Below are 23,428 nucleotides of genomic sequence, written 5' to 3'. Positions count from 1 at the left end.
CGCAAGAGGCACGTGATGACGATTCTCGGCATTGAACAGATTATTTACGGCGTGACGGATCTCGCCGCCTGCCGCACGTTTTTCGCGGATTGGGGCCTGAAAGAGACGGAGCACGACGACAAGCACGCGCGCTTCGAAACGCTGAACGGCTGCACGATTCTCGCTGTCGATGCGAGCGACCCGTCGCTGCCGCCCGCTTTCGAAGAAGGTCCGACGTTGCGTGAAGTGACGTGGGGTGTGGCAACGAAAGCGGAACTCGACGAACTGCGCGGTCGCTTTGCCGGCCAGCCGGGCCACTTCGAAACCGAAGATGCGGTGGGCTGTATCGATCCGAACGGCATGGCGATTCGCGTGGAAGTGACGCGCAAGCGTGCTTTGGATATCCACGGTTCGCCGTCGAACGTGTGGGGTCAAACGCTGCGCGTCGATCAACCGTCGCCGATTTACGAGCGTGCTGAACCGGTTGAAGTGGGTCATGTCGTGTTCTTCACGAATCAACTCGCAGAACAGGAAAAGTTTTACCAGGAACTGCTTGGCTTCGAAATGTCGGACCGCTATCCGGGCCGCGGCGCGTTCATGCGCTGCGCGCCGCACGGCGGCCACCACGACATTTTCCTGCTGGCATTGCCCGGCGGTAAGCGCGGCCTGAATCACGTCGCGTTCACCGTGCGCGATATTCACGAAGTGTTCGGCGGCGGCATGCATATCAGCCGTTGCGGTTGGGATACACAACTCGGTCCGGGACGTCATCCGGTGTCGTCGGCGTACTTCTGGTACTTCCAGAATCCGGCGGGTGGCCTGATCGAGTACTACGCCGACGAAGACCAACTCACGCCCGACTGGCAGCCGCGTGATTTCGAACCCGGTCCGACCGTATTCGCCGAATGGGCGATCGACGGCGGTATCGACGGCAATACGCGTCGGCAGAAAAACGCGAAGGCGCCGGAAGGCAAGTTCATGACGGAGCGGAAAAATGACTGACGCTGCTGCTGAAAAGGCACAAGCCGCGCATGCCGGACTCGAAGCGCCACGCACGATCGTCGTGATCGGCGGCGGCCAGGCCGCGGCTTGGGTCGTGAAGACATTGCGTAAGGAAGGCTTCGACGGCCGTCTCGTGATGATCGCCGATGAGATTCATTTGCCGTATGAGCGCCCGCCGCTGTCGAAGGCCGTGCTGGCTGGCGAAGCGGATATCGAAACCGTGCGGCTCGTGAAGCCGGACGATTTCGACGCGCTGAACGTGGAAGCATGGCAGCCAGATTGTGCGACGTCGATCGATCGCGAACAGCGCATTGTGCGCACGCAGTCCGGTCGTGAAGTGCAATACGACCGTCTCGTGATCGCCACGGGTGGCGCCGCGCGCCGCTTGCCGGATGCCCTGGTGAAGACCTCGCACATTGCCTATCTGCGTACGCTCGACGAAGCCGTCGCGCTGGGCGAACGGCTGCGCGCGAGCAAGCGCGTGCTGGTGGTGGGTGGCGGCTGGATCGGTCTCGAAGTCGCGGCTACCGCTCGCAAGCTTGGCGTCGAAGCTGCTGTAGTGGAGGGCGCGCCGCGCCTTTGCGCACGCTCGTTACCGCCGATGGTGTCGGATTTCCTGTTGCAACTGCATCGTGCGAATGGCGTGGACGTGCGTTTGAACGCATCGCTCGTGTCGATTGTGGATCATCCGAACGACGCCAACCGTATTCGCGCGACGTTCGCTGACGGTTCCACTCTGGACGCCGACTTCGCCGTCGCCGGCATTGGGCTCACGCCGCACACCGCACTGGCAGAAGCCGCGGGCATCAAGGTGGAGGACGGCATTGTCGTCGACCATTTCGGCGCGACTGGCGACCCGCGCATCTTCGCGTGCGGTGACGTCGCGAATCATCCGAGCGCGTGGTTGAAGCGCCGCGTGCGGCTCGAATCGTGGGCTAACGCGCAGAACCAGGCGATCTCGGTGGCGAAAGCCTTGCTCGGCACCTTCGAGCCGTACGCGGACATTCCGTGGTTCTGGTCCGACCAATACGACATCAATCTGCAAATCCTTGGCGACATTCCGGGCGATGCGCAACTTGCTGTACGCGGTGATTTGCCGGGCAAACGCGCCACGCTTTTCCATCTGGAAGATGGCGCGATTCGCGGCGTGATCTCCATCAACACGCCACGCGAGCTGAAACTCTCGCGCAAATGGATGAACCAGGGCCGGACGATCGACCTTGCCACCCTGACCGACGCCTCAACGGCGCTTGCCTAACCCCACCTATGGACGGCACCACGGCATGAGAACCATCGACAACACCATGGGGGACCGCAGCAGCGCCGGTGTCTCAGGCCCCGTGACCCGGGGTTCGATCATCGCGCGGCTCGAGCGCTTGCCGAAGAATACGATGCAGGTGCGCGCGCGCATACTGATCGGCCTCGCAACATTCTTCGACGGCTTCGACGTGATCGCGATCGCGGCCACGCTGCCGATCCTGATTGCGAAGTGGCATCTGACGCCGTGGGAAATCGGCTTCCTGATCGGCTCCGGTTCGGTCGGGCAGTTGATCGGCGCGTTCGTCTTCCCGTGGTACGCGGAGCGCAAAGGACGCGTGCAGGCGATTGCGTTGAGCTCGGGAATCATCGGTATTACGAGCATTGCGTGCGGTTTTGCGCCGACCTTCGCGGCGTTCGTCGTGCTGCGTGTGATTCAGGGCTTGGGGCTCGGCGGCGAATTGCCGGTGGCCGCGACCTACATCAACGAGATCAGCCGTGCGCATGGGCGTGGTCGTTTCGTGCTGCTGTATGAGATCGTTTTTCCGGTGGGTTTGCTGGCTTCGAACGCGCTGGGCGCATGGATCGTGCCGCGCTTCGGCTGGCAAGCGATGTACTTCATCGGTGGCATGCCGTTGATTCTGTTCTTCGTGCTGCGCAAACTGGTGCCGGAATCGCCGCGCTGGCTTGCTGAACGCGAACGGATGGCCGACGCCGACGTAGCCGTGCATGCTTTCGAGCGCGCTGTGAAAGGTCCGCTGCCGCCGGTTGCCAATTCGGCCGAGTTCGAAGCGATGGCTAATCGCCATCCGAAGCGTCGTATGAGCGATCTGTTCGGACCGGCCTATCTGAAGCGCACGATGGCTGTGGCGATGTTGTGGATTACGTGCGGCTTCATTCAGTACGGCCTGTCGACCTGGTTGCCGACGATCTATCGCACGGTGTATCACGCGCCGCTGCAACTGGCCTTGAATCTGGCGGTGGCGGCTTCGGTACTCGGCGTGGTGGGTTCGTTGACTTGTGCACTGCTGGTCGACAAGGTGGGGCGTAAGCCAATCATCAATTTGTCGTTCGTGATGTGTGCGCTATCGTTGTTGCTGGCAGGCGTGTTCCACAATTCGTCGGTATATGTGGTGGCGACGTGTTGCGCGTTCGCGCTCGGATTCCTCGCTTGCGGCTTCATCACAGCTTATGTGTATACGCCAGAGCTGTATCCGACCAGCATCCGTGCGATGGGCTGCGGTGTGGGCGGCGCGTGGTTGAAGGTGGCGGCGATCTTCGCGCCGGCAATCGTGTCGAAGACGATGATCGGCGGCAATCTGCAAGTCGCGTTTTATATCCTCGCGGCGGTGCCGTTCATTGCGGCGATTGCGGTGCACTTTCTTGGGATCGAAACCAAGGGGAAGGTGCTGGAGCAGCTTGAGGCTTGATGCTTTTGAGGGTGTGAGTAGTTTGGTGGGCGGTTGATGTAGTACCGCAATGGCAGGAAGGCGAGGGGCGCACTGGGTGGTGCGCCCTTTGTTTTTTGACGGTATCTTTAGATGCGACCTTACGGTGCCGTTCGCGGTGATAGCCGACGTTGCTTCAGTTCCTCAATAATCCAGACACTCATCAGCCCCGCGCTCACGCAAGCGATGATGTCCGGCTTGGAGAGTGCAAACGCGAACCAGGCGAGATGGACATAGCCACGGAAAAACCCCGGCACGGCCCGGCGCAGATCATTCCAACGCATCGTCGCCAATACACCACCCGCCGCGGCCATGACCGTAAAGAGCGCCCACGCGAACTGCGTCGAACGCTCGTCCCGTTGCAACAGCAGAACGATCAACGCGGCGAAACCCGCAAACCACATCGCGACCCCAAAGCACGCGAGGCGCGGCCGACGTGCGAGCCAGCCGTGCCACTCCTGTTGCGCAAAAGAGAAGAAAAAAGCGAACAGCACGCCGTGCGCGAACGGCATCGGCCATGCGCGAGGATCGGTGGCGAGCCAATGGCCGGCGAAGCCAAATCCGATCGCGCCGATGGTGGCCAGTATCACGAGCTGCTTGATACGCGGCCATCCGCAGATCAACGCGGCCCACATCGTGCAGATGCCGAGCGTGTCCATTGCGATCGAGGTCAAGCGTCCGCTGCCGTCGTCGCACAACGAAGCGGCAGTCGCACCAAGCCAAACCGGAACCCAGCCATAACGCAGCCAGCCCATCGAGCGTAGCGCCCGCAGTTGCTGTTGCTGCGGTTCGGACAGCAGCACAGTCGTCCAGAATTCGACCTTCTCGCTGTCGAGCCGCAGGCGCACGACATTGGGATGATAGCGACTGAGCGAAGTCAGCAACTGTTCCATCCCGGTACGCACGCCTGCGCGAAGCAGGGCGTGTGCACCGGTTGCCAGCGGCGGCTGCGGCCCTTCGAGAAGTGCCATGGCATTCGCGAAGCGCAGGCGCAGCGCGTTGTAGTCTTCGTCGGCGAACACACGGTCCAGTGCGAGGGTCGCGATGGCCGCGTTGCGGCGACGCAGATGGGCGGCATTGTCTCGCCATCCCAGGAGCGCGCTCAGGTTCATGCGCAGCGTGGCCGGCGCATCCTCCTTCAGGCAATGAACCAGCGCTTGCCATTCAAGCTCGTCGCGCGTCTGAATGTTGATGACGGCGGCGAACAGATCCTGCAGGGAACGGCGCGACTCGAGCTGGTCTCGTCGCGCGACGAAGTCCTGCCACAACTGCACCGCGTTTTCGAAGGCGTCGGGTTCGCGAGGGTGCACTTCGGGCTGCGCTGGTGTAAAGCCGGATGGTTGTGGCGTCTGTTGCGCTGCAGGTGTCGCACGCGAAGCCTGCAGCGTTTCCGCGCCTGGCACGGGTTCGACGGCGGTCTCGGTGCTCGCGCTCGCCATCTGCAAAGCAGACTCATACGCGTACCGCAGCCGCTGAAACGCCTCGGCGTCCTCATCCGGGCGTTGCTGTTTCAGGAGACGCGCATAAGCGCGGCGCACGGTGCGCTCGTCGGCGTTCGCCGCAATGCCGAGCACGTCCCAAGGCCAGTGATAAGCAGAAGTCGTATCCATGGCCGATCAGTACGTCACATGCACATCGAAGCGATCCAGCAGCGCGCTCAGTTCGCCGCGCACATGCGCGATTTCCTCGGCGTTTTGCCGCTCGAGCAATGACTGGAACCGCGCGATATGCGTGGCCACGTACTGCCGATGATCGCCGAGCGTTTCCTCGTAGACACGATCCGCGCGCGCGAGCAGCGTGCCATTCTCGAGTTGGTCGCGCGGATGGATCTTCAGCGCAGCCAACGCGGCGAGCCGTGCGCTGATTTCCTCCGGTGTCAGCACGCCGGGATTTTCTTCGATCACCATCGTCCGTTTCACGCCGCCGGGGAAGGACGTGGCTTCCACTTCCAGGACGCCGTTGATATCGTAGGTAAACCGGACATCCGCGCCGGCCTGCCCTGCGGGCTTCACGGGTACGTCGAGCGAGAATTCGCCGAGCGGCACGTTGTCAACGGTCAAACGTGCTTCGCCCTGGAACACCTTGATGCTCAGCATCTGCTGACGGTCGCTCACGGTGAAAATGCGCTGCATGCGACTCACCGGCACGATCGTGTTGCGCTCAATGATCGGCAGAAAGTGCCCCGGCACATATTGAAGGGTACCAACCTGCATCGCGGTATCGATGCCAAGGCTGTACGGCGCGACGTCGGTCAGCACCATTTCCTCGAGCCCGGCGTCCCGTGTGACGAGCCCCGCCTGCACGGCGGCGCCGAGCGCCACGACTTCGTCCGGATTCAAATGAGTGGCGGGCAAGCGGCCGAACATCTTCGAGACCAGCTTGCGGACCATCGGCATACGCGAGGCGCCGCCGACGAGGATGATCTCGTCGAGTGCGTCGAGGGCGATCTTCGAATCGCGCAACACGCGTTCGACCGGGTTACGCAGCCGTTGCAACAGAGGTTCGCAGGTCCGCTCCGCGGTGGCCGCGTCAAGTTCGAGGGCGTGCTCTTCATCGCCGACCGTGAGCTTGAGCGTGACGCTCCCAGCGCTGTTTTGCGTGAGCAGACGTTTCGCACGTTCAGCCTGCTGATGCAGACGTTGCGCGGCAATCGGCGTGAGCGATTTGACTCGAAGGCTATTGCGCTGGCAGAACAACTCGACGAGCGCTTCGGTGAAATCTTCGCCACCCAGAAGATTGTCGCCGGTGCTGGCGCGCACTTCCATGACACCTTCGAAGCAGTCGAGCACCGAGACGTCGAACGTGCCGCCGCCCAGATCGAAGATCAGGAACTTGCGTTCACGGTCGCGCTGATGCACGCCGTACGCGAGCGAAGCCGCAGTCGGTTCGTTGACGAGGCGCAGCACGTTGAGGCCGGCCAGTTCCCCGGCGATACGCGTGGCTTTACGTTGCGCGTCGCTGAAATAGGCGGGCACGGCGATCACGACGTCGTGCACCGTTTCGCCGAGAAATGCCTCGGCATCTGCTTTCAACGATTTGAGCACCAGCGAAGACAATTCTTCCGGACGCAATGTCTGCACGCCGAGCGACACGTTGCGATTCGTGCCCATGTAGCGTTTGAAGTTGGCGGCAGTGCGTTCAGGATGCGTATGCAAGCGATCGTGAGCAGGGCGGCCGACGAGGATCGAGCCGTCGTCGTCGATAGAGACACACGACGGCGTCAGCACATCGCCCAAGGCATTCGGGATGAGGACAGCCTTGTTGTCATGCCAGAGCGCGGCAAGACTATGCGTGGTTCCAAGATCGATGCCGATGATCGAAGGCATGTACAGTTTCCGATTCGTTTTGCGCCCCTCCGTGAAGAGATCGCCCAAGGTCGCGTGGGGAGCCAGGTGTAGCGCCGTCCAATGGCGATAACGGCAGGTTGCATGCAAACTTGAGCGGCGAGGGGAGCGGCTGCGAACCGAATCGGTGCAAGAGATGCGACCGGCATGGCGGCTGGACAGGCGGCCGGGCATACGAATGCTGCGCGCCGCCCGTGGCTGGCGGCGCGAGAAGGGGAGTCGAACCGCCTGCCAGGCGGGCACGTAGTGCGACGTTACAACGCCTTGCGGTACACCACGAAGCCGGAGTGCTCCGCGACCTTGTCGTACAGCTTCATCGCCGTGTGATTCGTCTCATGCGTCTGCCAATAGACCCGCTGCAAACCGTCGGCCTTGGCTCTCGCATACACCGCTTCAATCAGTGCACGGCCGACGCCTTTACCGCGCTCCGACTCCAGCGTGTAGAGGTCTTGCAGATAGCAGGTCGGCGCCACCATGGTGGTGTGACGGTGGTACAGGAAGTGTACGAGGCCGAGCAACTGGCCGTTGCGTTCGGCGACCAGCGCGTGCATCGGCTCGTAGCCGTCGAAGAACCGCCCCCACGTAACCTGCGTGATCTCGCGCGGCAATGCCGTATCGCCCGAGCGGCCGTAGAACGCGTTGTAGGCGTCCCACAGCGGCAGCCAGGCATCGAAGTCGGCCGGCGTGACGGGGCGGATTTGAATCGGATCGGACATGGGTGTGGCTCCTTGTTGGTTAGGGTTGCGGGCGAATGGATCACCGCCGCTAGGGTTAGGGCTGAGCCGAGCAAGCGTAGACGGCGGCGCTGAATGCGACTCTGGAACCGTTAGCATAAGAAATTTGTGGCACCATTGTTAGCTCCACAATGCGACCAGAATTTGGAGCCACGAATTTGGACTACGGCCTGTTGATGTCGAACGTCGAGCGTGCGATGGGTGGGCGCAAGCTCACGCAGCAGGATCTGCTCTACGAGAGTTTGCGCCGCGCGATTCTCGATGGCGATATCCGCCATGGCAGCCGTCTTCTCGCCACGCGAGCGCTTGCCGAACAATTGGGAATTGCGCGCAATTCGGTGCTTTACGCATACGAACGGCTCACCGAAGAGGGTTTCATCACGGCGAGCCGGCATGGTTCCATTGTCAGTACGGTGAGCGGTTCGGGCGCTTCGATTTCCACCGCGAGTAGTAGTGTGCAGACGCCTGAAAACCGCCTGTCGCGGCGCGTCGCCGATCTGCCGCGTGAACGCACGAGCCCCGACGACCCCACGCCGTTTCGCCCCGGCGTGCCCGCACTCGACGAATTCCCGCTTGCACAATGGCGCGCCTCAATGGAGCGCGCATGGCGCTCGCTCGAGCCGAGCGAACTCGGCTACGGCAATAACGCCGGGCACCCCGCATTGCGCCGCTCGATCGCCGAATACGTGCGCGTGTCGCGTGGCGTGCGATGTTCCGCTGAGCAGGTGTTCGTCACCTCGGGCACGCAGGCGAGTCTCGATCTATGCGCCTGTATGCTGGCCGACCCGGGTGACAGCGTCTGGGTCGAGGACCCCGGCTATCACGGCGCGAAGGCCGCGTTTCAGGCCGCTGGTTTGCATCTGGTGTCGATTCCCGTCGATGCCGCCGGCATGGCGCCGACGCCCGATCACTGGGAGCGGACGCCGCCACGCCTGATGTACATCACGCCCTCGCATCAATATCCGCTCGGTAGCGTGCTGAGTCTGGAGCGGCGCTGGTCGATCATCGAGAACGCGATGGCGCGCGGCGCATGGATCATCGAGGACGACTATGACAGCGAACTGCGCCACCGCGGTCCGCCGTTGCCGTCGATCCAGGGCCTCGCGGCCGACACGCCGGTGATTTACCTCGGCACTTTCAGCAAGACGATGTTTCCGGCGCTGCGCATGGGCTTCATGGTCGTGCCGGCGCATCTCGTCGCCGACATCGACGAGGCGCTCAGCGAAATCGCGCGGCAAGGGCGCGTCGCTGAACAGATCGCCTTGGCGGATTTCATCGACAGCGGGAAATATGCGCGGCATCTGCGGCGCATGCGGCGGCTCTATCACCAGCGCCGCGCGGCACTGGTGACCGCGATTGAGCGGCACATGGGCGACCTCGTGACGGTCTCGTCCGACGGCGGCGGCATGCATCTGACGATGCGGCTCGATGTGCCGCTGCGCGACCAGGACGTGAGCGCAGCGACGCGCGAGCATGGGTTGGGTATCGCCGCGTTAAGCGCTTTTTGTGAGTCACCTGCTAAAGATGCCGCGCGCTACAACGGCTTCATGCTTGGCTACGCGGGTGTCAAACCGCACGAAGCCGACGCGCTGGTGGCGCGGCTCGCGGCCGTGGTGCGTGGGCAGGGTTAGACCGTTTCCGCCCTGAGCCAACGCTCAAGCATGGCATCGTCATCGCTATCCAGCGCCTGCGCGACCCGGCGTCCGACAGCCGCGCCGAATTTATAGCCGTGGCCCGAGCATGCCGACACCACCAGTGTGTTGCCGATACGCTTCGAAAAGAAGCGTTTGTCCGCAGTGAACGTGTAGGCGCAGGTTTTGACTTCGGTCACCGTATATTCGTCGATGCGGCTGAACGGCGGTGAAAACAGCCGGCGCAGACTGTCGCCTTCTTCGGGCGCCGCGACGAGATTGGCGTCAGGATCAGGCGCACTGGATCTGTGCACACCGGCGCCGAACTTCAGGCCGACGCCATCAACCGGCGGCAACACGTAACCGTCGCTATCGCCGCCGATATCGACGATCGCGGGCGCAGTCGACCACGCGTCCTCCAGATCGGCCGGCGGCTCCATATACGCGACCACGTTTCGATAAGTCATCAGGTCTTCGGCGAGCGCGGGGAACAGTTGCAGCGTCCACGCGCCGGCGGTGACCACGAGCTGATCGGCGGCAATAAGGGTGTCGTCTTCGAGCCGCACGGAGCCCGCGCGCGCATCGACTGCGAGTACCTTGGTCTGCGTGCGAATCTCGGCGCCGCGCATTTTGAGCCACGCTTTCATGTCGCGTGCAATGCGTTCGCTAAATAGCGCGCCGCCATCGTGATCGAGGTAGGCGTAGCGAAACGTGGCGGGGTCGAGAAACGGATAACGGCCGGCCGCTTCGCGCGGGTCGAGTCGTTCATATTCGAACTTCATCCGGTCGAGGCCGGCGCGGAAGCGTTCGGCGCCATCGCCTGCGCGCTGCGAGATGCCGAGCACGCCGCAGTTCGCGTAGTGGGATACACCCAGATCATTCCACAGCAGATCCCAACTATCGAACGCCTCGCCAATGTTGCGTGCGTAGCCGTCGGCATTTCCATAAGCACGACGGATCATTCGATGACGGTCGCCCGAAGCGGCGAGTGGATTGGGAATCGAGCCCTGCTCGATCAGCGTGATGTCGTGTCCGAGTTTGACGAGCGACCACGCGGTGCTCAAGCCGGCAATGCCCGCGCCTACGATTGTCACCCGCATGCGATCTTCCCCCGAGTCGATGTATCCGGGTCAGAGTCTAGCAGCGGGAAAAATAAACCGGTACGTGTTCTAGCGAATCGCCGCGCGAGCCAGCGGGGTCGATTCATCGTGCTGCAGGACAGGCGGTGGTCTCCGCGCGCCGCCGTATCAATGTTGGTGCTTCGACGGATGGCGCAGCTTGTCGCGTACTTTCTTGGCGGCAAACAGCGGCACGTAATCGAATACACGGGCTTCGTGCCGGTAGTCGGCGAGTGTGTCTGCATACATCTTCGAAACCGTTTCCGTGGGCGTGTCGGTTTCCTCTGCGATGCTTCTCACCACTTCGTCGACATTAGGCTCGGGTTGGGACATGGATCTCTCCGGGGAACGCGGGGTGGGTAGGGGATTGCAAGGAACAGGCACGCACGACAGGAGTTCCATTACAGGATGCGATTCGCCACGATGCCAATTGAATCGATCTATCGCATGAACCGTTCCACAGAGATTTTTGTCTTGCGCTGCGGCAAACGCCCGCAGTGCGCGGTGGCGCGAGAAATCAATGTGTATGCCGATGATGAATATCTGGGAAATGCGCGTGCGCATGCGTGATCGGCGCATGGGCATGCGGATGCGTGTGCGGCTCGTCCCCGTTCCACGCGAAATCGTGCTCGTGCTGGTGATGCGCGTCGTGCCGGTGACGATGCGTGTGATCCAGCGGGGCGTGCGTGTGGGGGTGCTCGTGACGTTCGCGAATGTGCAGCCAGACACCTAGTGTCATCAGGGCAGCGGCCACCCAGAACAGCAGTGGTGGCATTTCCGGCCAAAGCAGCCACGACAAAGTCACGCCAAATAGCGGCGCGACCGAGAAATAGGCGCCGGTACGCGCGGTGCCGAGGTTGCGCAGCGCGACGACGAACAGTACGAGGCTCACGCCGTAGCCCGCGAAACCCGTCAGCATGGCGAGCGCGACAGTCGCGGCCTTCGGCCAGGCGGCGCCAAGGGTGAGCGCGAGCGTCACGTTGACCGAACCCGCCACGAGCCCTTTTACGCAGGCAATGAACATGGCATCGTGCGTCGACACTTTGCGCGTGAGATTGTTGTCGACTGCCCAGCACGCGCAGGCGCCCACCAGCAGCAGCGTGCCAGGTGCCAGGCCAGCCGTGCCCGGCTGCGAAGGCATCCACGACAACGCCACGCCGCCCCCCACGATCGCGGCCATGCCCAGGAACACCTGAATGTCGACGTTTTCGCGAAACACGATCCACGCGATCAGGGCGGTGAATACGCCTTCGAGATTCAGCAGCAGCGAACCGGTGGCAGCCGGCGTCGTCTTCAGACCGAGCATCAGCAGCGCCGGCCCCACGACGCCGCCGGCCACGATTGCGCCGGCAAGCCAGGGTACTTCGCGCAGCGGGAAGTGGTTGTGATTGGCTGGCTGCCCGTGCGCGTGGCCTGTCAGCCGGCGCGCCAGAATCACGGCGCCGAGGCCGACGCCGCTGCCGAGGTAGAACAGTCCAGCCAGCAGAAACGGCGACAGCGAGCCGAGCAGCGCCTTGGCGAGCGGGGTGGTCGCGCCGAACAGGGCGGCGGCGAGCAGGGCGGTGAAAGCGGCGTTGAAGCGGGTAGGCATGAGCGGGAAATTCGATGGATGCGGGCGTTGCCGACACGATACCGCTATCGGGCCGCGGACGCCTACCTTCGCTGAACAGCTGTCGGGGCCGGAAAACCCGCTCGCGCGCATCCATCTGGTCCCGTCGAACGTAATACGCTTACTACCGCCACGTTCGAGGCCATCGCCATGCGCCTTTTTGTCTGTGCCGCCGCTACCGTCGCGACTGTTCTGCTGCTGTCCCTCACGGGGTGTTCCAACGAGCCGCCCAATCCCAACCCACGCGCCAGCGAACCGCTCGCGACGGTGCCTGTCGATCTGCCTCGTTACATGGGGACCTGGTACATCATCGCGAACATCCCGTATTTCGCCGAGCGCGACATGGTGGGCAGCCGCGCAGAATGGAAATTGCGGCCGGACGGCAAGATCGACGATTCGTATTACGCTCGCAAGAAAAGCTTCGACGCGCCGGAAAAGCACTATCAGTTCCTCGACACACCGGTGCCTGGCAAAGAAGGCGGCGAGTGGAGCGTGCAACTGTTCTGGCCGGTTCACGTGACGCAACTGACGCTCTACGTCGACCCCGATTATCACCACACGATTCTGGGTTACCCCGGCAAAAACCTCGGCTGGATTTTTTCGCGTGAACCCGACATGAGCGACGACACCTACCGGGCGCTGCTTAAGCGGCTCAATGCGATGGGCTACGACACGTCGCGTTTCAGGCGCGTGCCGCAGCATCCCGGCCAGCTCGGCAAAGAAGGCTTCGCCTCACCGGGTGGCAAGGACTAACGGCGGGCGCGATCGGGTGCCGCGCCCGCGCGCATCCGATCGCGCCCTTACAGCGTATAACTCGCATCGCCATTGAACGGGGCCCCCATGCCGCCACTTGCCGCCGCCGTGATCGCCCTGATTGGGCTCGTCGTGATCTTCAGCGCCGTCTGGGCATGGCAGTTGAAGACCGCGAACGCCGGCATGGTCGACCCGGTCTGGGCCTATTCGCTCGGCCTGGTCGCGGTGCTCTACGCCGTGCTCAGCGCAGGCGAGGCGGTGCCGCGCGCACTGACTGCGCTGGGGGGGCTGGTTTGGGGCGTGCGGCTCGGCACGCATCTGTGGAAACGCAACTATGGCAAGCCCGAAGACGCGCGCTATCGCCGCTTCCGTGAAGAATGGGGCAACAGGGCGGCCAGCAAGATGTTCTGGTTTTTCCAGGCGCAAGTCGTGGTGTCGATGCTGCTGTCGATCGCATTCCTGGTGCCGTCGTACCGGAGCAGCCCACCGGCGATCGGATGGATCGTGCTCGCAGTCGCGGTGTGGATCGTCTCGGTAGTCGGCGAAGGTATCGCGGACAGGCAACTCAAACGCTTCGCGCAGGATCCGGCCAATCACGACATCGTGTGTCGCGTCGGCTTGTGGCGTTATTCGAGGCATCCGAACTACTTCTTTGAATGCGTGCATTGGCTTGCTTACATCGCGCTGTCGATCGGCACGCCCTGGGCTTGGTTCACGTTATTGCCACCGCTGCTGATGGCGTTTCTGCTGTTAAAGCTTTCCGGCATTCCACTGCTCGAAGAAAGCATGGCGAAAAGACGTGCTGGTTACGCCGATTACATGCGCACCACCAGCGCGCTGATTCCGTGGCCGCCGCGGCGTTGAGATGAGCCAGTCGCGACGCGTGCGAATGTTCAGAAAGTCCAGAAGAAACGATAGGGAGTCAGTCTCATGAGCCTTTCCACTACCGACCATACGATGCCGCCGTCGTCGCCCGCCGAGCCCCACGACGGCTGGCTGATCCAGCGCTGCGAACGCGGCTGGCTGCCCGACAGCCTCATCCGTTTCGGCATGCGTCAACTGATGCGCCAGCGTTTGCGTGACGAAGCACTCGACAACGGTGAGTTGCGCGCGCAACGGCTCAACCGTCTGCTGGACGACTTGCGCGCGAGTCCGATCGCCATCGAAACGCAGGCTGCCAATACGCAGCATTACGAGGTGCCGGCATCGTTCTTCCATGCGCATCTCGGACCGCATCTGAAATATTCATGCTGCCTGTATCCGACCGGCAACGAGACGCTCGCACAAGCCGAAGTGGCGATGCTCGAACGCTATGCCGAACACGCGGAACTGGCCGACGGTCAGCGGATTCTCGATCTCGGCTGTGGGTGGGGTTCGTTGTCGTTGTGGCTGGCAGCGCGTTATCCGCGTGCGCAGATCGTCGCGCTATCGAACTCGCATGGGCAGCGCGCGTTCATCGAAGCGCGTGCGGCGGAGGTCGGTTTGCAGAACCTGTCTGTGGTCACAGGCAATGTCGTCGATTTCGAATTCGACGAAGCGCAGCTTGGCGGCGGCTTTGATCGCGTGGTGTCGATCGAGATGTTCGAGCATATGAAGAACTATGGGCTGCTGCTCGCCAAGATTTCGCGCTGGATGCGCGACGAGGCGAAGCTGTTCGTGCATATCTTCGTGCATCGCACGCTTGCGTATCACTTTCAGGTACAGGACGGCAGCGACTGGATGTCGAAGTATTTTTTTACGGGCGGCACGATGCCGTCAGAAGCGCTCCTGCTGAACTTCCAGGACGATCTGCGCATGGAGCGCCAGTGGTGGGTGAGCGGCACGCATTACGAGCGCACGGCGAACCAGTGGCTCGCCGCTCTCGATGCGGCGCGTGATCGCGTGATGCCGATGTTCATCGATACCTATGGCGCGCGCGATGCGGCTGTGTGGTTACAGCGGTGGCGAATGTTCTATATGGCCGTGGCCGAGTTGTTCGGCTACGCGAATGGGAATGAGTGGGGCGTGGGACACTATCGGTTTGTGAAGCGCTAAACTGAATCCTGACCCGCGCCATGGTATGAACGTAAGGAAACCCATTTTACTGAACACGCTATTGCGCGACATTCGCGCCTGTACGGTGTGCGCGCCGGTGCTGCCGCATGCGCCGCGACCGGTCGTGGTGGCGTCTGCTGACTCGCGCATTCTGATCATCGGCCAGGCACCCGGCGCGCGCGTGCATGCTTCGGGCATCCCATGGAGCGATGCGAGTGGTGCACGTTTGCGCAACTGGCTCGCGGTTTCCGACGAGACGTTCTACGACGCCTCGAAATTTGCCGTCGTGCCGATGGGTTTCTGCTTTCCGGGCAAAGGCGCGAGTGGCGATCTGCCGCCGCGGCCCGAATGTGCCGCGCACTGGCATAAGGCTCTGCTCGCCCAGTTGCGTGAAGTGCGCCTCACGTTGCTGATTGGTCAATACGCACAGCGTTTTGGTCTCGGTGATGCATTCGGGCCGACGCTAACCGATACGCTGCTGCGCTGGCAGGAATATGGCCCCAACGTGATGCCGCTTCCGCATCCATCGCCGCGCAATATCGCCTGGTTCAAACGCAATCCGTGGTTCGAAGCGGAGGTGTTGCCGACTTTGCGAACTCGGGTTGTCGCGGCACTCCGGGCGTGATTCCACCTCGCGTCGTGCCGGTTCGACGGGCGGACCGGGTCGGTAGCGTTGATCGCGCGGCGCCAGGCGGCATGCCCACTCAGCGCATATCGGGCGATGCCCGCCACGGGCTGTCGAAATAATCTGAAACACATCGCTCAGCGCCCAGTGGAATAAAACGTCACACTAATGCGTTTGCCTCATACAGTCGGCGCGAGCATCGCTGCGGTATGGCTGCATTTTCAATTAGCTTTCGCGAGAAACCCATTTGCAGACGGAACGATCGATGAACACTCACGCCGACTCCCTGACCGATGCGACCGGCACGCCGCTGCCGTCGCGCTATACCCGCACGGCGATGACGCTGCACTGGCTGATCGCGCTGCTGATGATCGTCAACGTCGTACTCGGCCTGACCGCGGAATCATGGCCCGATGACTGGGTGCGTCCGGTCGTCGATACCCATAAGTCGATCGGCATCACGGTGCTCGGTCTCGCGCTGATGCGCATCTTGTGGCGTGTGTCGCACAAGCCGCCGCCGTTGCCGCGCGAGTTTCCGTCGTGGGAGAAGATCGCCGCGCATGTCGCCCATTTCCTGCTGTATCTGCTGATGATTGCGCTGCCGCTGTCCGGCTGGTTGCACGATTCCGCGTGGAAAGATGCGGCCACGCATCCGATGAGCCTGTTCAACCTGTTCCCCTGGCCGCGCATCGGCTACGTGATGAATCTCGATCCGGCGCTCAAGGAAACCTTGCACGACCGCTTCGGCGCCTTGCATACATGGCTCGGCTACGCGCTGTATGCGTTGCTGGCAATGCATATCGGCGGCGCGTTGAAGCATCAGTGGATCGATCGCAAGTCGGTTCTGAAACGCATGGTGCCGTAAGGACGGCCACGCTACTTTCCATCTAATAACCGCACCATCGACGGACTCGGCAGTCATTTTGAAGAAAACTCTGGAACAGGCGCTCGCCCTTGCATCCCCACGCATTCTGCCGCGTCCCACTACGCTGCTGAGCACGCTGATTCATTTCAGCGTCGTCGTGCTGTGGTTGCTGCTGTTCGCGCGCGCATTCTTTCTGCAAGGCGTGGTGGCGTGGTCGACGGGTATTGCGTACGTGGTGTATGACACATTGCTGCTTGCCTTCGTCACGTGGAAGACGTTGCCGCTGATGCGGCCCACACCGCCGCTCGAGCCTGACTTCGATGCGCGCAATTTGCCGAGCATGGGTGTGATCGTTGCGTCGCATAACGAGGCGGCGGTGTTGCCGGTTACGCTCGCGGCGCTGCTGCGCCAGACCCATGGTCCGGCGCAGATTGTGATCGCCGACGACGGTTCCACCGATACCACCCACGCACTGCTCACCGAACGCTTCGGCCTGGTTGCCGCAGCCGACGGCGTGCTGAGCGCACCGAGTTCGCTCTATCCGAATCTGTACTGGCTGCGCGTGCCGCATGGCGGCAAGGCCCGTGCGCTGAATGCAGCCATCACGATCATGACTACCGAGACCGTCATGACCGTCGACGCCGACACGCTGCTCGACGACGACGCCACCTATGCGATGCGCGCCGCCTTCGCGAGCGAGCCGAAGCTGGTCGCGGCGGCCGGCATTCTGGTGCCGGTTTGCGGCAAATCGGTGTCCGGCCGCGTGTTCCAGTGGTTCCAGACCTACGAGTACATGCGCAACTTCATCGCCCGCTTCGCGTGGATGCGCGCCGACAGTCTGCTGCTGATTTCAGGCGCCTTCGCGTCGTTCAAGCGCGACGCACTGGTGGACGTGGGCGGCTTTGATCCGCAGTGTCTGGTCGAAGACTACGAACTGATTCATCGGCTGCGCCGCTATTCGGTCGACCACGGTCTCGGCTGGGACGTGCGCGTGGTGGGCAATGCCCATGCACATACCGATGCACCGGACAACCTCGGCAGTTTCTTGCGGCAGCGCCGGCGCTGGTTTGCGGGTTTCCTGCAAACCCAATACTGGAACCGCGACATGACCGGCAACCCGCGTTACGGCACGATGGGCATGCTGATGCTGCCGGTCAAGGCCGTCGATACGATGCAGCCGATCTACGGACTGACCGCCTTCGCACTGCTGCTCGGTTTTCTGTTCGGCGGACATGGCGCGATCGTCGTGTCGATTTTCAGCGTGATCGGCCTCAAAACAGCGATCGATCTCGTGTTTTATCTCTGGTGTATCCATCTGTACCGCCGCTGGACCGGCGAGCGTACCCGCGCCAGTTTGTGGATGGCGATGCTCGCCGCGATCACCGAGCCGTTTACGTTTCAGTTGGTGCGTCATGTCGGCGCACTGCTTGGCTGGCTGCATTTCCTGCGTGGTGGACGCTCGTGGGGCGTGCAACGCCGCTCCGGGCTCGTGGCGCGCGACGAAAACTAGCGACCGGCGCCTTTTTTCGCGCGCAGGGTGTGAGGCAGGCGCGATTGCGCCCATGGGCGGCGCAACGGGGGATGGCGTGCGGCGGATGGAACCATGCCGCTGCAGGTTCGAGTAGACTGTGCAACGATGTCGGCCTGCAAAATGCAGGGCGCCCACCTTCTATCCGCTCGTGCACGGAGGCTTCACCTATGCATGCTGTTCCCCCGCTCGAACAAGACACCGTCGATGCGCCGGTCGATGCGTCACCTGCTCATGCAGCCGCGCAAACCCACGCCCCAACAGCGGCGCATGCACACGCGCCGGATCAGGCCGCCAACGGCGCCCCGGTGCGCGATCTGCGCCGCGTCGGTATTCACCCTGATTACTGGTATCCGCTGGCGTGGTCGCATGAAGTGAAGCGGGGCAAGACGCATGGTGTGACGTTCGCGGGCGACCCGATCGTGCTGGCGCGTACGGAGTCCGGCAAGGTGTTCGCGCTGGAAGATCGTTGCGCGCATCGTCAGGTGCCGTTGCATCAGGGCGTGGTGGACGGCGAATCGATCCGTTGCGGCTATCACGGCTGGACCTACGACTGTTCAGGCACGTGTATCGACGTGCCGTATCTGGGCCGCGATCGTCTGCCGAACGGCGTACGTTCTTATCCGTGCCGCGAAGTCGAAGGCCTGATTTTCGTGTTTCCCGGCGATGCCGCTTTGGCGGAAGAACGGCCGCTGCCCGCGTTCGGTTCCGTAGCCGACAAGAAGTACAAGACGCGCCGTTTCGGCCGCCCGGTGAATTGCCATTATTCGTTCATGCACGAGAACCTGATGGATATGAACCATCAGTTCCTGCATCGCCGGCAGATGGGGCAGATGCGTGCGCGATCACTGGGCCGGCGGCGCGGCGAAGGCTGGGTCGAAGTCGATTACACGTTTGCGCGCATGGCCGGCCAGCAGCCAATCGGCGAAGCGATCGTGTTCGGCCAGAGCCGCAAGACCGGTGGGGACAACGACAAGGACGTGATGACGATCCGCACCGAGTATCCGTATCAGACGCTGCAGATCCGCACGTCCGAGCAGACCCTGGTGATGGATTTGTGGATTGTCTACGTGCCGCTCGATCGCGAGCAGCGCACCAACCGCACGTTTGGCCTGCTGTCGATTCGCAAACCGGGAATTCCGGGCGTGCTGAATCTCGCCTGGCCGCTGCTCGTGTGGTTCACCGAACGCATCTTCAAGGAAGACCGCGAGATCGTCGAAGCCGAACAGCGCGCGCACGATTCGCAGGGCGCGGACTGGAATCACGAGGTGTTTCCGGTCATCAATGAACTGCGCGCCTTGCTGCGCGATAGCGGTGCGCCGGATCAGGTGGTGGGCGCCGGCACCGGCGGCGGCGCGGTGATCCGTTTCTGGGATTCGCGCCATGGCAATCCCTTGTCGAATACCTGATTTTCCGCCCGGTGGGGAATTAATCCATCTCCACCTGGTAGGGAATCCAGGCCGATCGAGCAGCGATAATGGCCTCTAACACACGCAGGTTTGCGCCAATCGAGATGCGCCGGCCTCACTCCCGTGTACCATTTCGCTTTTTCCGATCTTTAAGAACACCCTGTGACTACGCAACAACTCCCCTCCGCATCCCGTAAATCCCTCACTTTGCTGCAATTGCTGGGCCTCATCGGCGCCGCCGGACTGATCGCAGCCATCGTGCTGAACCAGTTCGCCTAACCCTGCCGGGAAGCCCTCGCTTCAAGCATCCGACCCTATGCCGGCGCGCGCTGCCGGCTTCATCGATATTCCGATTTGCCATGTACAAGAAGGGCGTAGCCGTAGAAATCCAGTTCTCTCCTGAGCGGCTCAATGACGGCGCCGGCGATCCGTACTGGATCGATTTGACGCGGGTCGAGGCGCAACGGTTGTTGGAAAGCCTGCAGGCACGCCTGGCTGAAAGCAGTGTGGGGACGGCTGCGCCGTTGGTGGTAAGCCTTGATGCGACGCCCGCGCCGCAAGCGGTCGCTGCACCGCATGCGGCGCTGGAAAGCACCGTGTCTGCGGACGACTTCAAACAATGGGTCTGCGTGATCTGCGGCTGGATCTACGATGAAGCCGCCGGCTTGCCGGAAGAAGGTATTACGCCGGGCACCCGCTGGGCGGATGTCCCGGCCGACTGGCGCTGCCCACTGTGTGACGTGGGCAAGGAAGATTTTGCGCTGGTCGAGTTTTAAGCCGGAAAATCCGCACCGACCGTCGTGGCTTCCCAGCCATCGAAGTCGCCGCGCATGAAGTCCAGCTTCTTGCGCGCCAGTTCGAGCGCGGCCTTGCCGAGCAGCAAACGCAGCGGCGGCTGGTCCGACAGCGCGGCGTCGATGATGGCTTGCGCGGCGCGCACCGGATCGCCCGCCTGCTTGCCGCTACGTGCCTCGGTCTGCTTGCGGCGCTCGCCAGCCGTGCCCGCATAGTCGTCGATCACCGTTGCCGATTGTTTGATCGACGGACCTGCCCAGTTTGTGCGGAACGGGCCGGGCTCGACGATCAATACGTCGATGCCGAGCGGCTTCACCTCCGCCGCGAGCGATTCGGACAAGCCTTCCACCGCGTATTTGGTGGCGTGGTAGTAGCCGGTCGCGGCGAAACTGGTAATGCCGCCAATCGACGACACATTCACGATCAAGCCGTTGTGCTGCTCACGCATGATCGGCAGCACGGCCTTCGTTATGTCGACCAGGCCAAACACGTTGGTCTCGAACATGGCGCGCACTTCGTCGTCTTCGCCCTCTTCGATCGCGGCCAGATAGCCGTAACCCGCGTTATTGACGAGCGCGTCGATGCGTCCGAAACGCTGTTTGGCTTGCGTGACAACGTCTTCGATCTGATTGCGGTTCGTCACATCGAGCGGCAGAACCAGTGCGCGATCGCCGTGCGCTTCGGCGATATCTTTCACTTTCGACGGATCGCGTGCGGTGACCACTGCGCGCCAGCCGCGCTCCAGCACCAGCTTCGCCAGTTCGCGGCCGAAGCCGGTCGAACAGCCTGTAATCAGCCAGACGGGGTTGTCTCGGTTCATCATTTGGGAAACTCCTGTTGATGGGCCAACGTGGCGCGGACTGATCGTCGAACAGCGCCCTTAATGCTGCTTACGTCTTGTGTGGGTTTTTAATTGTAGTCGTAGCGCGTCGGCTTCGCTTTGCAGCGCTTCAACGAACGCACCGGCCAGTGGATGGCTCGGACGATGCTCCGGATGAACCACGCTCACCCGAAACGGCAGCGACAAGCCGAGCGGCCGGATATGGAGATTGCGACCCGCGAAATCCAACGCGGTAAGCGGATTGACAATGGCCACGCCGAGGCCTTGCCGCACGAAACTGCAAACGGAGACGGCGGTGGGTGTCTCGATGATCTGGCGGCGCGCGATGCCCGCTTGCGTGAAGGCTTCGTCGATCTGAATCCGATACGGATCGTTCGACGACAGGCTGATGAATGGCTGATTCGCGAAATCCTTCAACTCGATCACGCGCTTTGCAAGCAGCGGATGCCCATCCGGCAGCACGCAGACTTCGTCGACTTCGAGCAAGGGCGTGAGACGTGTTCCGGCGGGTGGCGCACCGTGTTCGGTCAGGCCGAGGTCATAGCGCTGCGCGGTCAGCCACTCTTCGAGAAACGGCGATTCCTGCGTCGCGATCGAGAGGCTTACGCCGGGCTGGACATCGTGAAAGCGTTTCGATGCGCCCGGCAGGATCGAGTGCGAAAACGCGGGCAACGCGATGATGGAAAGCTGGCCGCCCTGGAATTCGCGCAGGCTTGCCGCCGTGGACGCCACCCGTTCGAGCCCGATGTACGCGCGCTTGATTTCATCGAACAACGTCAACGCGGACATGGTTGGGCGCAATCGACCCTGCACACGTTCGAACAAGGCAAAACCGATGCTCTGTTCCATACGCGCAAGTTCGCGGCTCACAGTGGGTTGCGAGGTGAAGAGCATCTCGGCCGCTTTGGTGACGCTACCTGCCGTCATCAGCGCGCGAAAGACTTCGATATGTCGATGAGTGAGCGCCATGATGCCTATATCAGGAATGAATGGATTGGCAAAGAATAGGTATTTTACTGAATGAGCGGTTTTCAGCATGATGTGGTCAACACCTATGCTTCGATACCGAGAGAACCGCGAATCGTGACCACTTTCAATCCACAACAACTCGTCGAACTCGCGCAACAGCACGGCACGCCCCTTTGGGTCTACGACGCCGACGCGATCCGCCACCGTATCGCCGAATTACGCAGCTTCGACGTGATTCGCTATGCGCAGAAGGCGTGTTCGAACACGCATATCCTGAAGTTGATGCGCGACGAAGGGGCGATGGTCGATGCCGTGTCTTTGGGCGAAATCACGCGTAGTCTCGCGGCGGGCTTCACGCCGGATGGCGATCCCGAGGGCGTGGTTTTCACGGCGGATCTTGTCGATCACGCGACGCTCGCCGCCGTGATCGAGCATCGCATCACGGTCAATGCTGGTTCGCTCGATATGCTTGAACGCGTGGGGCAGCATGCGCCTGAAGGTCACCGTATGTGGCTGCGGATCAATCCCGGTTTCGGTCACGGACACAGCAACAAGACCAACACGGGCGGCGAGCATAGCAAGCACGGTATCTGGCTCGACGACGTGCCGCTGGCGATAGCCATCGTGCGCCGTTACGGCCTGAAGTTGGTCGGATTGCACATGCATATCGGCTCTGGCGTCGATTACACACATCTGTCGCGCGTGTGCGATGCGATGGTCGAAGCCGTGCAAGGCTTAGGCCACGATATCGAAGCGATTTCGGCTGGCGGCGGTCTTTCCGTGCCGTACAGCGAAGACGAACCGCGGATTGACGTCGAGCATTACTTTCGTCTTTGGGACGCAGCGCGGCAGCAGATCGAAGCGCATCTTGGACATCGCGTGAGACTGGAGATCGAGCCGGGGCGCTTTCTGGTTGCCGAAGCCGGTGTGCTGGTTGCCGAGGTGCACGCGCTGAACCAGCGGCCAAACCGGCAGTTCGCCCTGGTTGATGCGGGTTTCAATGATCTGGTGAGACCGTCGTTCTACGGCAGCCATCATGAGATGACGGTGGTGAAAGGCAATGGCACGCCGAGCGAAGCGCCGCTTGGCGCTTTCGCGGTGGCCGGGCCGTTGTGCGAAGCGGGCGATGTGTTTACTCAGGCGGCGGCAGGTGTCGTCACGAGCCGCTCCATGCAGACGCCGGAAGTGGGGGACTTCATCGTGTTTCACGACGCAGGGGCGTACGGCGCTTCAATGTCATCGAACTACAACAGCCGGCCGCTGGCGCCCGAGGTGCTGCTGGAGAACGGCAAGCCGCGGTTGATCCGGCGTCGGCAGACTATCGAGGAGTTGATCGCGCTTGAAACGCCGAATTGACTCTGTCGAGCGTGGTCGCTGCGAACCCTCGGCCGTATGCCAAGCCGGCAATACCGGCAACGCAATCCGCCGCAAGCGTTGTGCATTGCGAATGCACGTTCGACACTAAAGCTGCCTTCGTCGGGCTCCTT

21 protein-coding genes are annotated in these 23,428 nt (G+C 62.2%); 13 read left to right on the top strand and 8 right to left on the bottom strand.

The genetic code is table 11. The features are described 5' to 3' along the window. Positions 1 to 15: 15 nt before the first annotated feature. From PQQ52_RS09280 to PQQ52_RS09270, 3 genes are read left to right on the top strand one after another with little or no spacing between them, the layout of a single operon-like run. Positions 16 to 981, top strand: a complete 966-nt coding sequence (locus tag PQQ52_RS09280) for a VOC family protein (protein WP_408209480.1) — start codon at positions 16 to 18, stop codon at positions 979 to 981. Further along, on the top strand, positions 974 to 2,239 hold the full coding sequence (locus PQQ52_RS09275) for an NAD(P)/FAD-dependent oxidoreductase (RefSeq protein ID WP_408209478.1): 1,266 nt from the start codon (positions 974 to 976) through the stop codon (positions 2,237 to 2,239). Before PQQ52_RS09280 ends, PQQ52_RS09275 begins: the two co-directional genes overlap by 8 nt. A gap of 25 nt (positions 2,240 to 2,264) precedes the next feature. Beyond that, positions 2,265 to 3,668 carry an MFS transporter gene (locus PQQ52_RS09270; protein ID WP_408209475.1) on the top strand — a complete coding sequence of 468 codons (1,404 nt, stop codon included), beginning with the start codon at positions 2,265 to 2,267 and terminating at the stop codon, positions 3,666 to 3,668. A 119-nt stretch (positions 3,669 to 3,787) separates the two neighbouring features. Here the strand turns inward: PQQ52_RS09270 and PQQ52_RS09265 are convergent, their stop codons facing one another. The 3 genes from PQQ52_RS09265 to PQQ52_RS09255 all read right to left on the bottom strand — a co-directional run bounded on the left by PQQ52_RS09265 (position 3,788) and on the right by PQQ52_RS09255 (position 7,746). Continuing rightward, on the bottom strand, positions 3,788 to 5,296 hold the full coding sequence (locus PQQ52_RS09265; protein ID WP_408209472.1) for a J domain-containing protein: 1,509 nt from the start codon (positions 5,294 to 5,296) through the stop codon (positions 3,788 to 3,790). 6 nt (positions 5,297 to 5,302) lie between these two features. Next, positions 5,303 to 7,012, bottom strand: coding sequence for a molecular chaperone HscC (locus tag PQQ52_RS09260; protein ID WP_408209469.1), 1,710 nt, complete (start codon positions 7,010 to 7,012; stop codon positions 5,303 to 5,305). Between the two features lie 272 nt (positions 7,013 to 7,284). After that, on the bottom strand, positions 7,285 to 7,746 hold the full coding sequence (locus PQQ52_RS09255) for a GNAT family N-acetyltransferase (RefSeq protein ID WP_408209466.1): 462 nt from the start codon (positions 7,744 to 7,746) through the stop codon (positions 7,285 to 7,287). A gap of 176 nt (positions 7,747 to 7,922) precedes the next feature. On the opposite strand from PQQ52_RS09255, the gene pdxR reads away from it, so the two are divergent. Continuing rightward, entirely contained in the window at positions 7,923 to 9,395 is a 1,473-nt protein-coding gene (gene pdxR, locus PQQ52_RS09250) for a MocR-like pyridoxine biosynthesis transcription factor PdxR (RefSeq protein WP_408209463.1), read from the top strand. On the opposite strand, the gene PQQ52_RS09245 is transcribed toward pdxR, so the two are convergent. From PQQ52_RS09245 to PQQ52_RS09235, 3 genes are all read right to left on the bottom strand, one after another. Next, positions 9,392 to 10,495, bottom strand: coding sequence for an NAD(P)/FAD-dependent oxidoreductase (locus PQQ52_RS09245; RefSeq protein WP_408209460.1), 1,104 nt, complete (start codon positions 10,493 to 10,495; stop codon positions 9,392 to 9,394). The two genes, pdxR and PQQ52_RS09245, sit on opposite strands and share 4 nt — an antisense overlap. 147 nt (positions 10,496 to 10,642) lie before the next feature. Next, entirely contained in the window at positions 10,643 to 10,846 is a 204-nt protein-coding gene (locus tag PQQ52_RS09240; protein WP_325047140.1) for a DUF3562 domain-containing protein, read from the bottom strand. Between the two features lie 184 nt (positions 10,847 to 11,030). Then, entirely contained in the window at positions 11,031 to 12,104 is a 1,074-nt protein-coding gene (locus tag PQQ52_RS09235; protein WP_408209456.1) for a DMT family transporter, read from the bottom strand. Positions 12,105 to 12,272: 168 nt separating this feature from the next. Here PQQ52_RS09235 and PQQ52_RS09230 point away from each other — a divergent pair, with 168 nt between their 5' ends. From PQQ52_RS09230 to PQQ52_RS09195, 8 genes are all read left to right on the top strand, one after another. Beyond that, positions 12,273 to 12,875 carry a lipocalin family protein gene (locus PQQ52_RS09230; RefSeq protein ID WP_408209453.1) on the top strand — a complete coding sequence of 201 codons (603 nt, stop codon included), beginning with the start codon at positions 12,273 to 12,275 and terminating at the stop codon, positions 12,873 to 12,875. A gap of 87 nt (positions 12,876 to 12,962) precedes the next feature. Continuing rightward, on the top strand, positions 12,963 to 13,739 hold the full coding sequence (locus PQQ52_RS09225; RefSeq protein WP_408209450.1) for a DUF1295 domain-containing protein: 777 nt from the start codon (positions 12,963 to 12,965) through the stop codon (positions 13,737 to 13,739). A 66-nt stretch (positions 13,740 to 13,805) separates the two neighbouring features. Next, positions 13,806 to 14,909, top strand: a complete 1,104-nt coding sequence (locus PQQ52_RS09220) for an SAM-dependent methyltransferase (RefSeq protein WP_408209448.1) — start codon at positions 13,806 to 13,808, stop codon at positions 14,907 to 14,909. Between the two features lie 25 nt (positions 14,910 to 14,934). Continuing rightward, positions 14,935 to 15,534: a uracil-DNA glycosylase family protein gene (locus tag PQQ52_RS09215; RefSeq protein ID WP_408209446.1), complete on the top strand. Its 600-nt coding sequence runs from the start codon at positions 14,935 to 14,937 to the stop codon at positions 15,532 to 15,534. Positions 15,535 to 15,799: 265 nt separating this feature from the next. Beyond that, on the top strand, positions 15,800 to 16,399 hold the full coding sequence (locus PQQ52_RS09210; protein WP_408209443.1) for a cytochrome b: 600 nt from the start codon (positions 15,800 to 15,802) through the stop codon (positions 16,397 to 16,399). 58 nt (positions 16,400 to 16,457) lie between these two features. Beyond that, entirely contained in the window at positions 16,458 to 17,909 is a 1,452-nt protein-coding gene (locus PQQ52_RS09205) for a glycosyltransferase family 2 protein (RefSeq protein ID WP_408209441.1), read from the top strand. 188 nt (positions 17,910 to 18,097) lie between these two features. Further along, the gene (locus tag PQQ52_RS09200) at positions 18,098 to 19,336 is read left to right on the top strand and encodes a Rieske 2Fe-2S domain-containing protein (protein ID WP_408209438.1); all 1,239 of its coding nucleotides are present in this window, start codon (positions 18,098 to 18,100) and stop codon (positions 19,334 to 19,336) included. 359 nt (positions 19,337 to 19,695) lie between these two features. Then, positions 19,696 to 20,112 (top strand): rubredoxin, encoded by a 417-nt coding sequence (locus tag PQQ52_RS09195; RefSeq protein ID WP_408209435.1) that lies wholly within the window; start codon positions 19,696 to 19,698, stop codon positions 20,110 to 20,112. Here PQQ52_RS09195 and PQQ52_RS09190 read toward each other — a convergent pair. Beyond that, positions 20,109 to 20,954, bottom strand: coding sequence for an oxidoreductase (locus PQQ52_RS09190; protein WP_408209432.1), 846 nt, complete (start codon positions 20,952 to 20,954; stop codon positions 20,109 to 20,111). The two genes, PQQ52_RS09195 and PQQ52_RS09190, sit on opposite strands and share 4 nt — an antisense overlap. Before the next feature lie 57 nt (positions 20,955 to 21,011). Further along, the gene (locus tag PQQ52_RS09185; protein ID WP_408209429.1) at positions 21,012 to 21,941 is read right to left on the bottom strand and encodes a LysR family transcriptional regulator; all 930 of its coding nucleotides are present in this window, start codon (positions 21,939 to 21,941) and stop codon (positions 21,012 to 21,014) included. A gap of 114 nt (positions 21,942 to 22,055) precedes the next feature. Between PQQ52_RS09185 and lysA the strand changes: the two genes are divergently transcribed. Then, complete coding sequence (gene lysA / locus PQQ52_RS09180; protein WP_408209426.1) at positions 22,056 to 23,297, top strand: diaminopimelate decarboxylase; 1,242 nt, start codon at positions 22,056 to 22,058, stop codon at positions 23,295 to 23,297. Positions 23,298 to 23,428 lie beyond the last annotated feature (131 nt).

Source organism: Paraburkholderia sediminicola, from assembly GCF_046030555.1.
In the GTDB taxonomy this organism is placed as follows: Bacteria; Pseudomonadota; Gammaproteobacteria; order Burkholderiales; family Burkholderiaceae; genus Paraburkholderia; species Paraburkholderia sediminicola_E.
Note: the sequence above shows the minus strand (reverse complement) of the source record. Positions and strands in the feature narration are given on the sequence as shown.

Coding starts and splice junctions, on each gene's coding strand:
- PQQ52_RS09280 (WP_408209480.1), top strand. CDS start 16: ATGACGATTCTCGGCATTGAACAGATTATTTACGGCGTGACGGATCTC.
- PQQ52_RS09275 (WP_408209478.1), top strand. CDS start 974: ATGACTGACGCTGCTGCTGAAAAGGCACAAGCCGCGCATGCCGGACTC.
- PQQ52_RS09270 (WP_408209475.1), top strand. CDS start 2,265: ATGAGAACCATCGACAACACCATGGGGGACCGCAGCAGCGCCGGTGTC.
- PQQ52_RS09265 (WP_408209472.1), bottom strand. CDS start 5,296: ATGGATACGACTTCTGCTTATCACTGGCCTTGGGACGTGCTCGGCATT.
- PQQ52_RS09260 (WP_408209469.1), bottom strand. CDS start 7,012: ATGCCTTCGATCATCGGCATCGATCTTGGAACCACGCATAGTCTTGCC.
- PQQ52_RS09255 (WP_408209466.1), bottom strand. CDS start 7,746: ATGTCCGATCCGATTCAAATCCGCCCCGTCACGCCGGCCGACTTCGAT.
- PQQ52_RS09245 (WP_408209460.1), bottom strand. CDS start 10,495: ATGCGGGTGACAATCGTAGGCGCGGGCATTGCCGGCTTGAGCACCGCG.
- PQQ52_RS09240 (WP_325047140.1), bottom strand. CDS start 10,846: ATGTCCCAACCCGAGCCTAATGTCGACGAAGTGGTGAGAAGCATCGCA.
- PQQ52_RS09235 (WP_408209456.1), bottom strand. CDS start 12,104: ATGCCTACCCGCTTCAACGCCGCTTTCACCGCCCTGCTCGCCGCCGCC.
- PQQ52_RS09230 (WP_408209453.1), top strand. CDS start 12,273: ATGCGCCTTTTTGTCTGTGCCGCCGCTACCGTCGCGACTGTTCTGCTG.
- PQQ52_RS09225 (WP_408209450.1), top strand. CDS start 12,963: ATGCCGCCACTTGCCGCCGCCGTGATCGCCCTGATTGGGCTCGTCGTG.
- PQQ52_RS09220 (WP_408209448.1), top strand. CDS start 13,806: ATGAGCCTTTCCACTACCGACCATACGATGCCGCCGTCGTCGCCCGCC.
- PQQ52_RS09215 (WP_408209446.1), top strand. CDS start 14,935: ATGAACGTAAGGAAACCCATTTTACTGAACACGCTATTGCGCGACATT.
- PQQ52_RS09210 (WP_408209443.1), top strand. CDS start 15,800: ATGAACACTCACGCCGACTCCCTGACCGATGCGACCGGCACGCCGCTG.
- PQQ52_RS09200 (WP_408209438.1), top strand. CDS start 18,098: ATGCATGCTGTTCCCCCGCTCGAACAAGACACCGTCGATGCGCCGGTC.
- PQQ52_RS09195 (WP_408209435.1), top strand. CDS start 19,696: ATGTACAAGAAGGGCGTAGCCGTAGAAATCCAGTTCTCTCCTGAGCGG.
- PQQ52_RS09190 (WP_408209432.1), bottom strand. CDS start 20,954: ATGATGAACCGAGACAACCCCGTCTGGCTGATTACAGGCTGTTCGACC.
- PQQ52_RS09185 (WP_408209429.1), bottom strand. CDS start 21,941: ATGGCGCTCACTCATCGACATATCGAAGTCTTTCGCGCGCTGATGACG.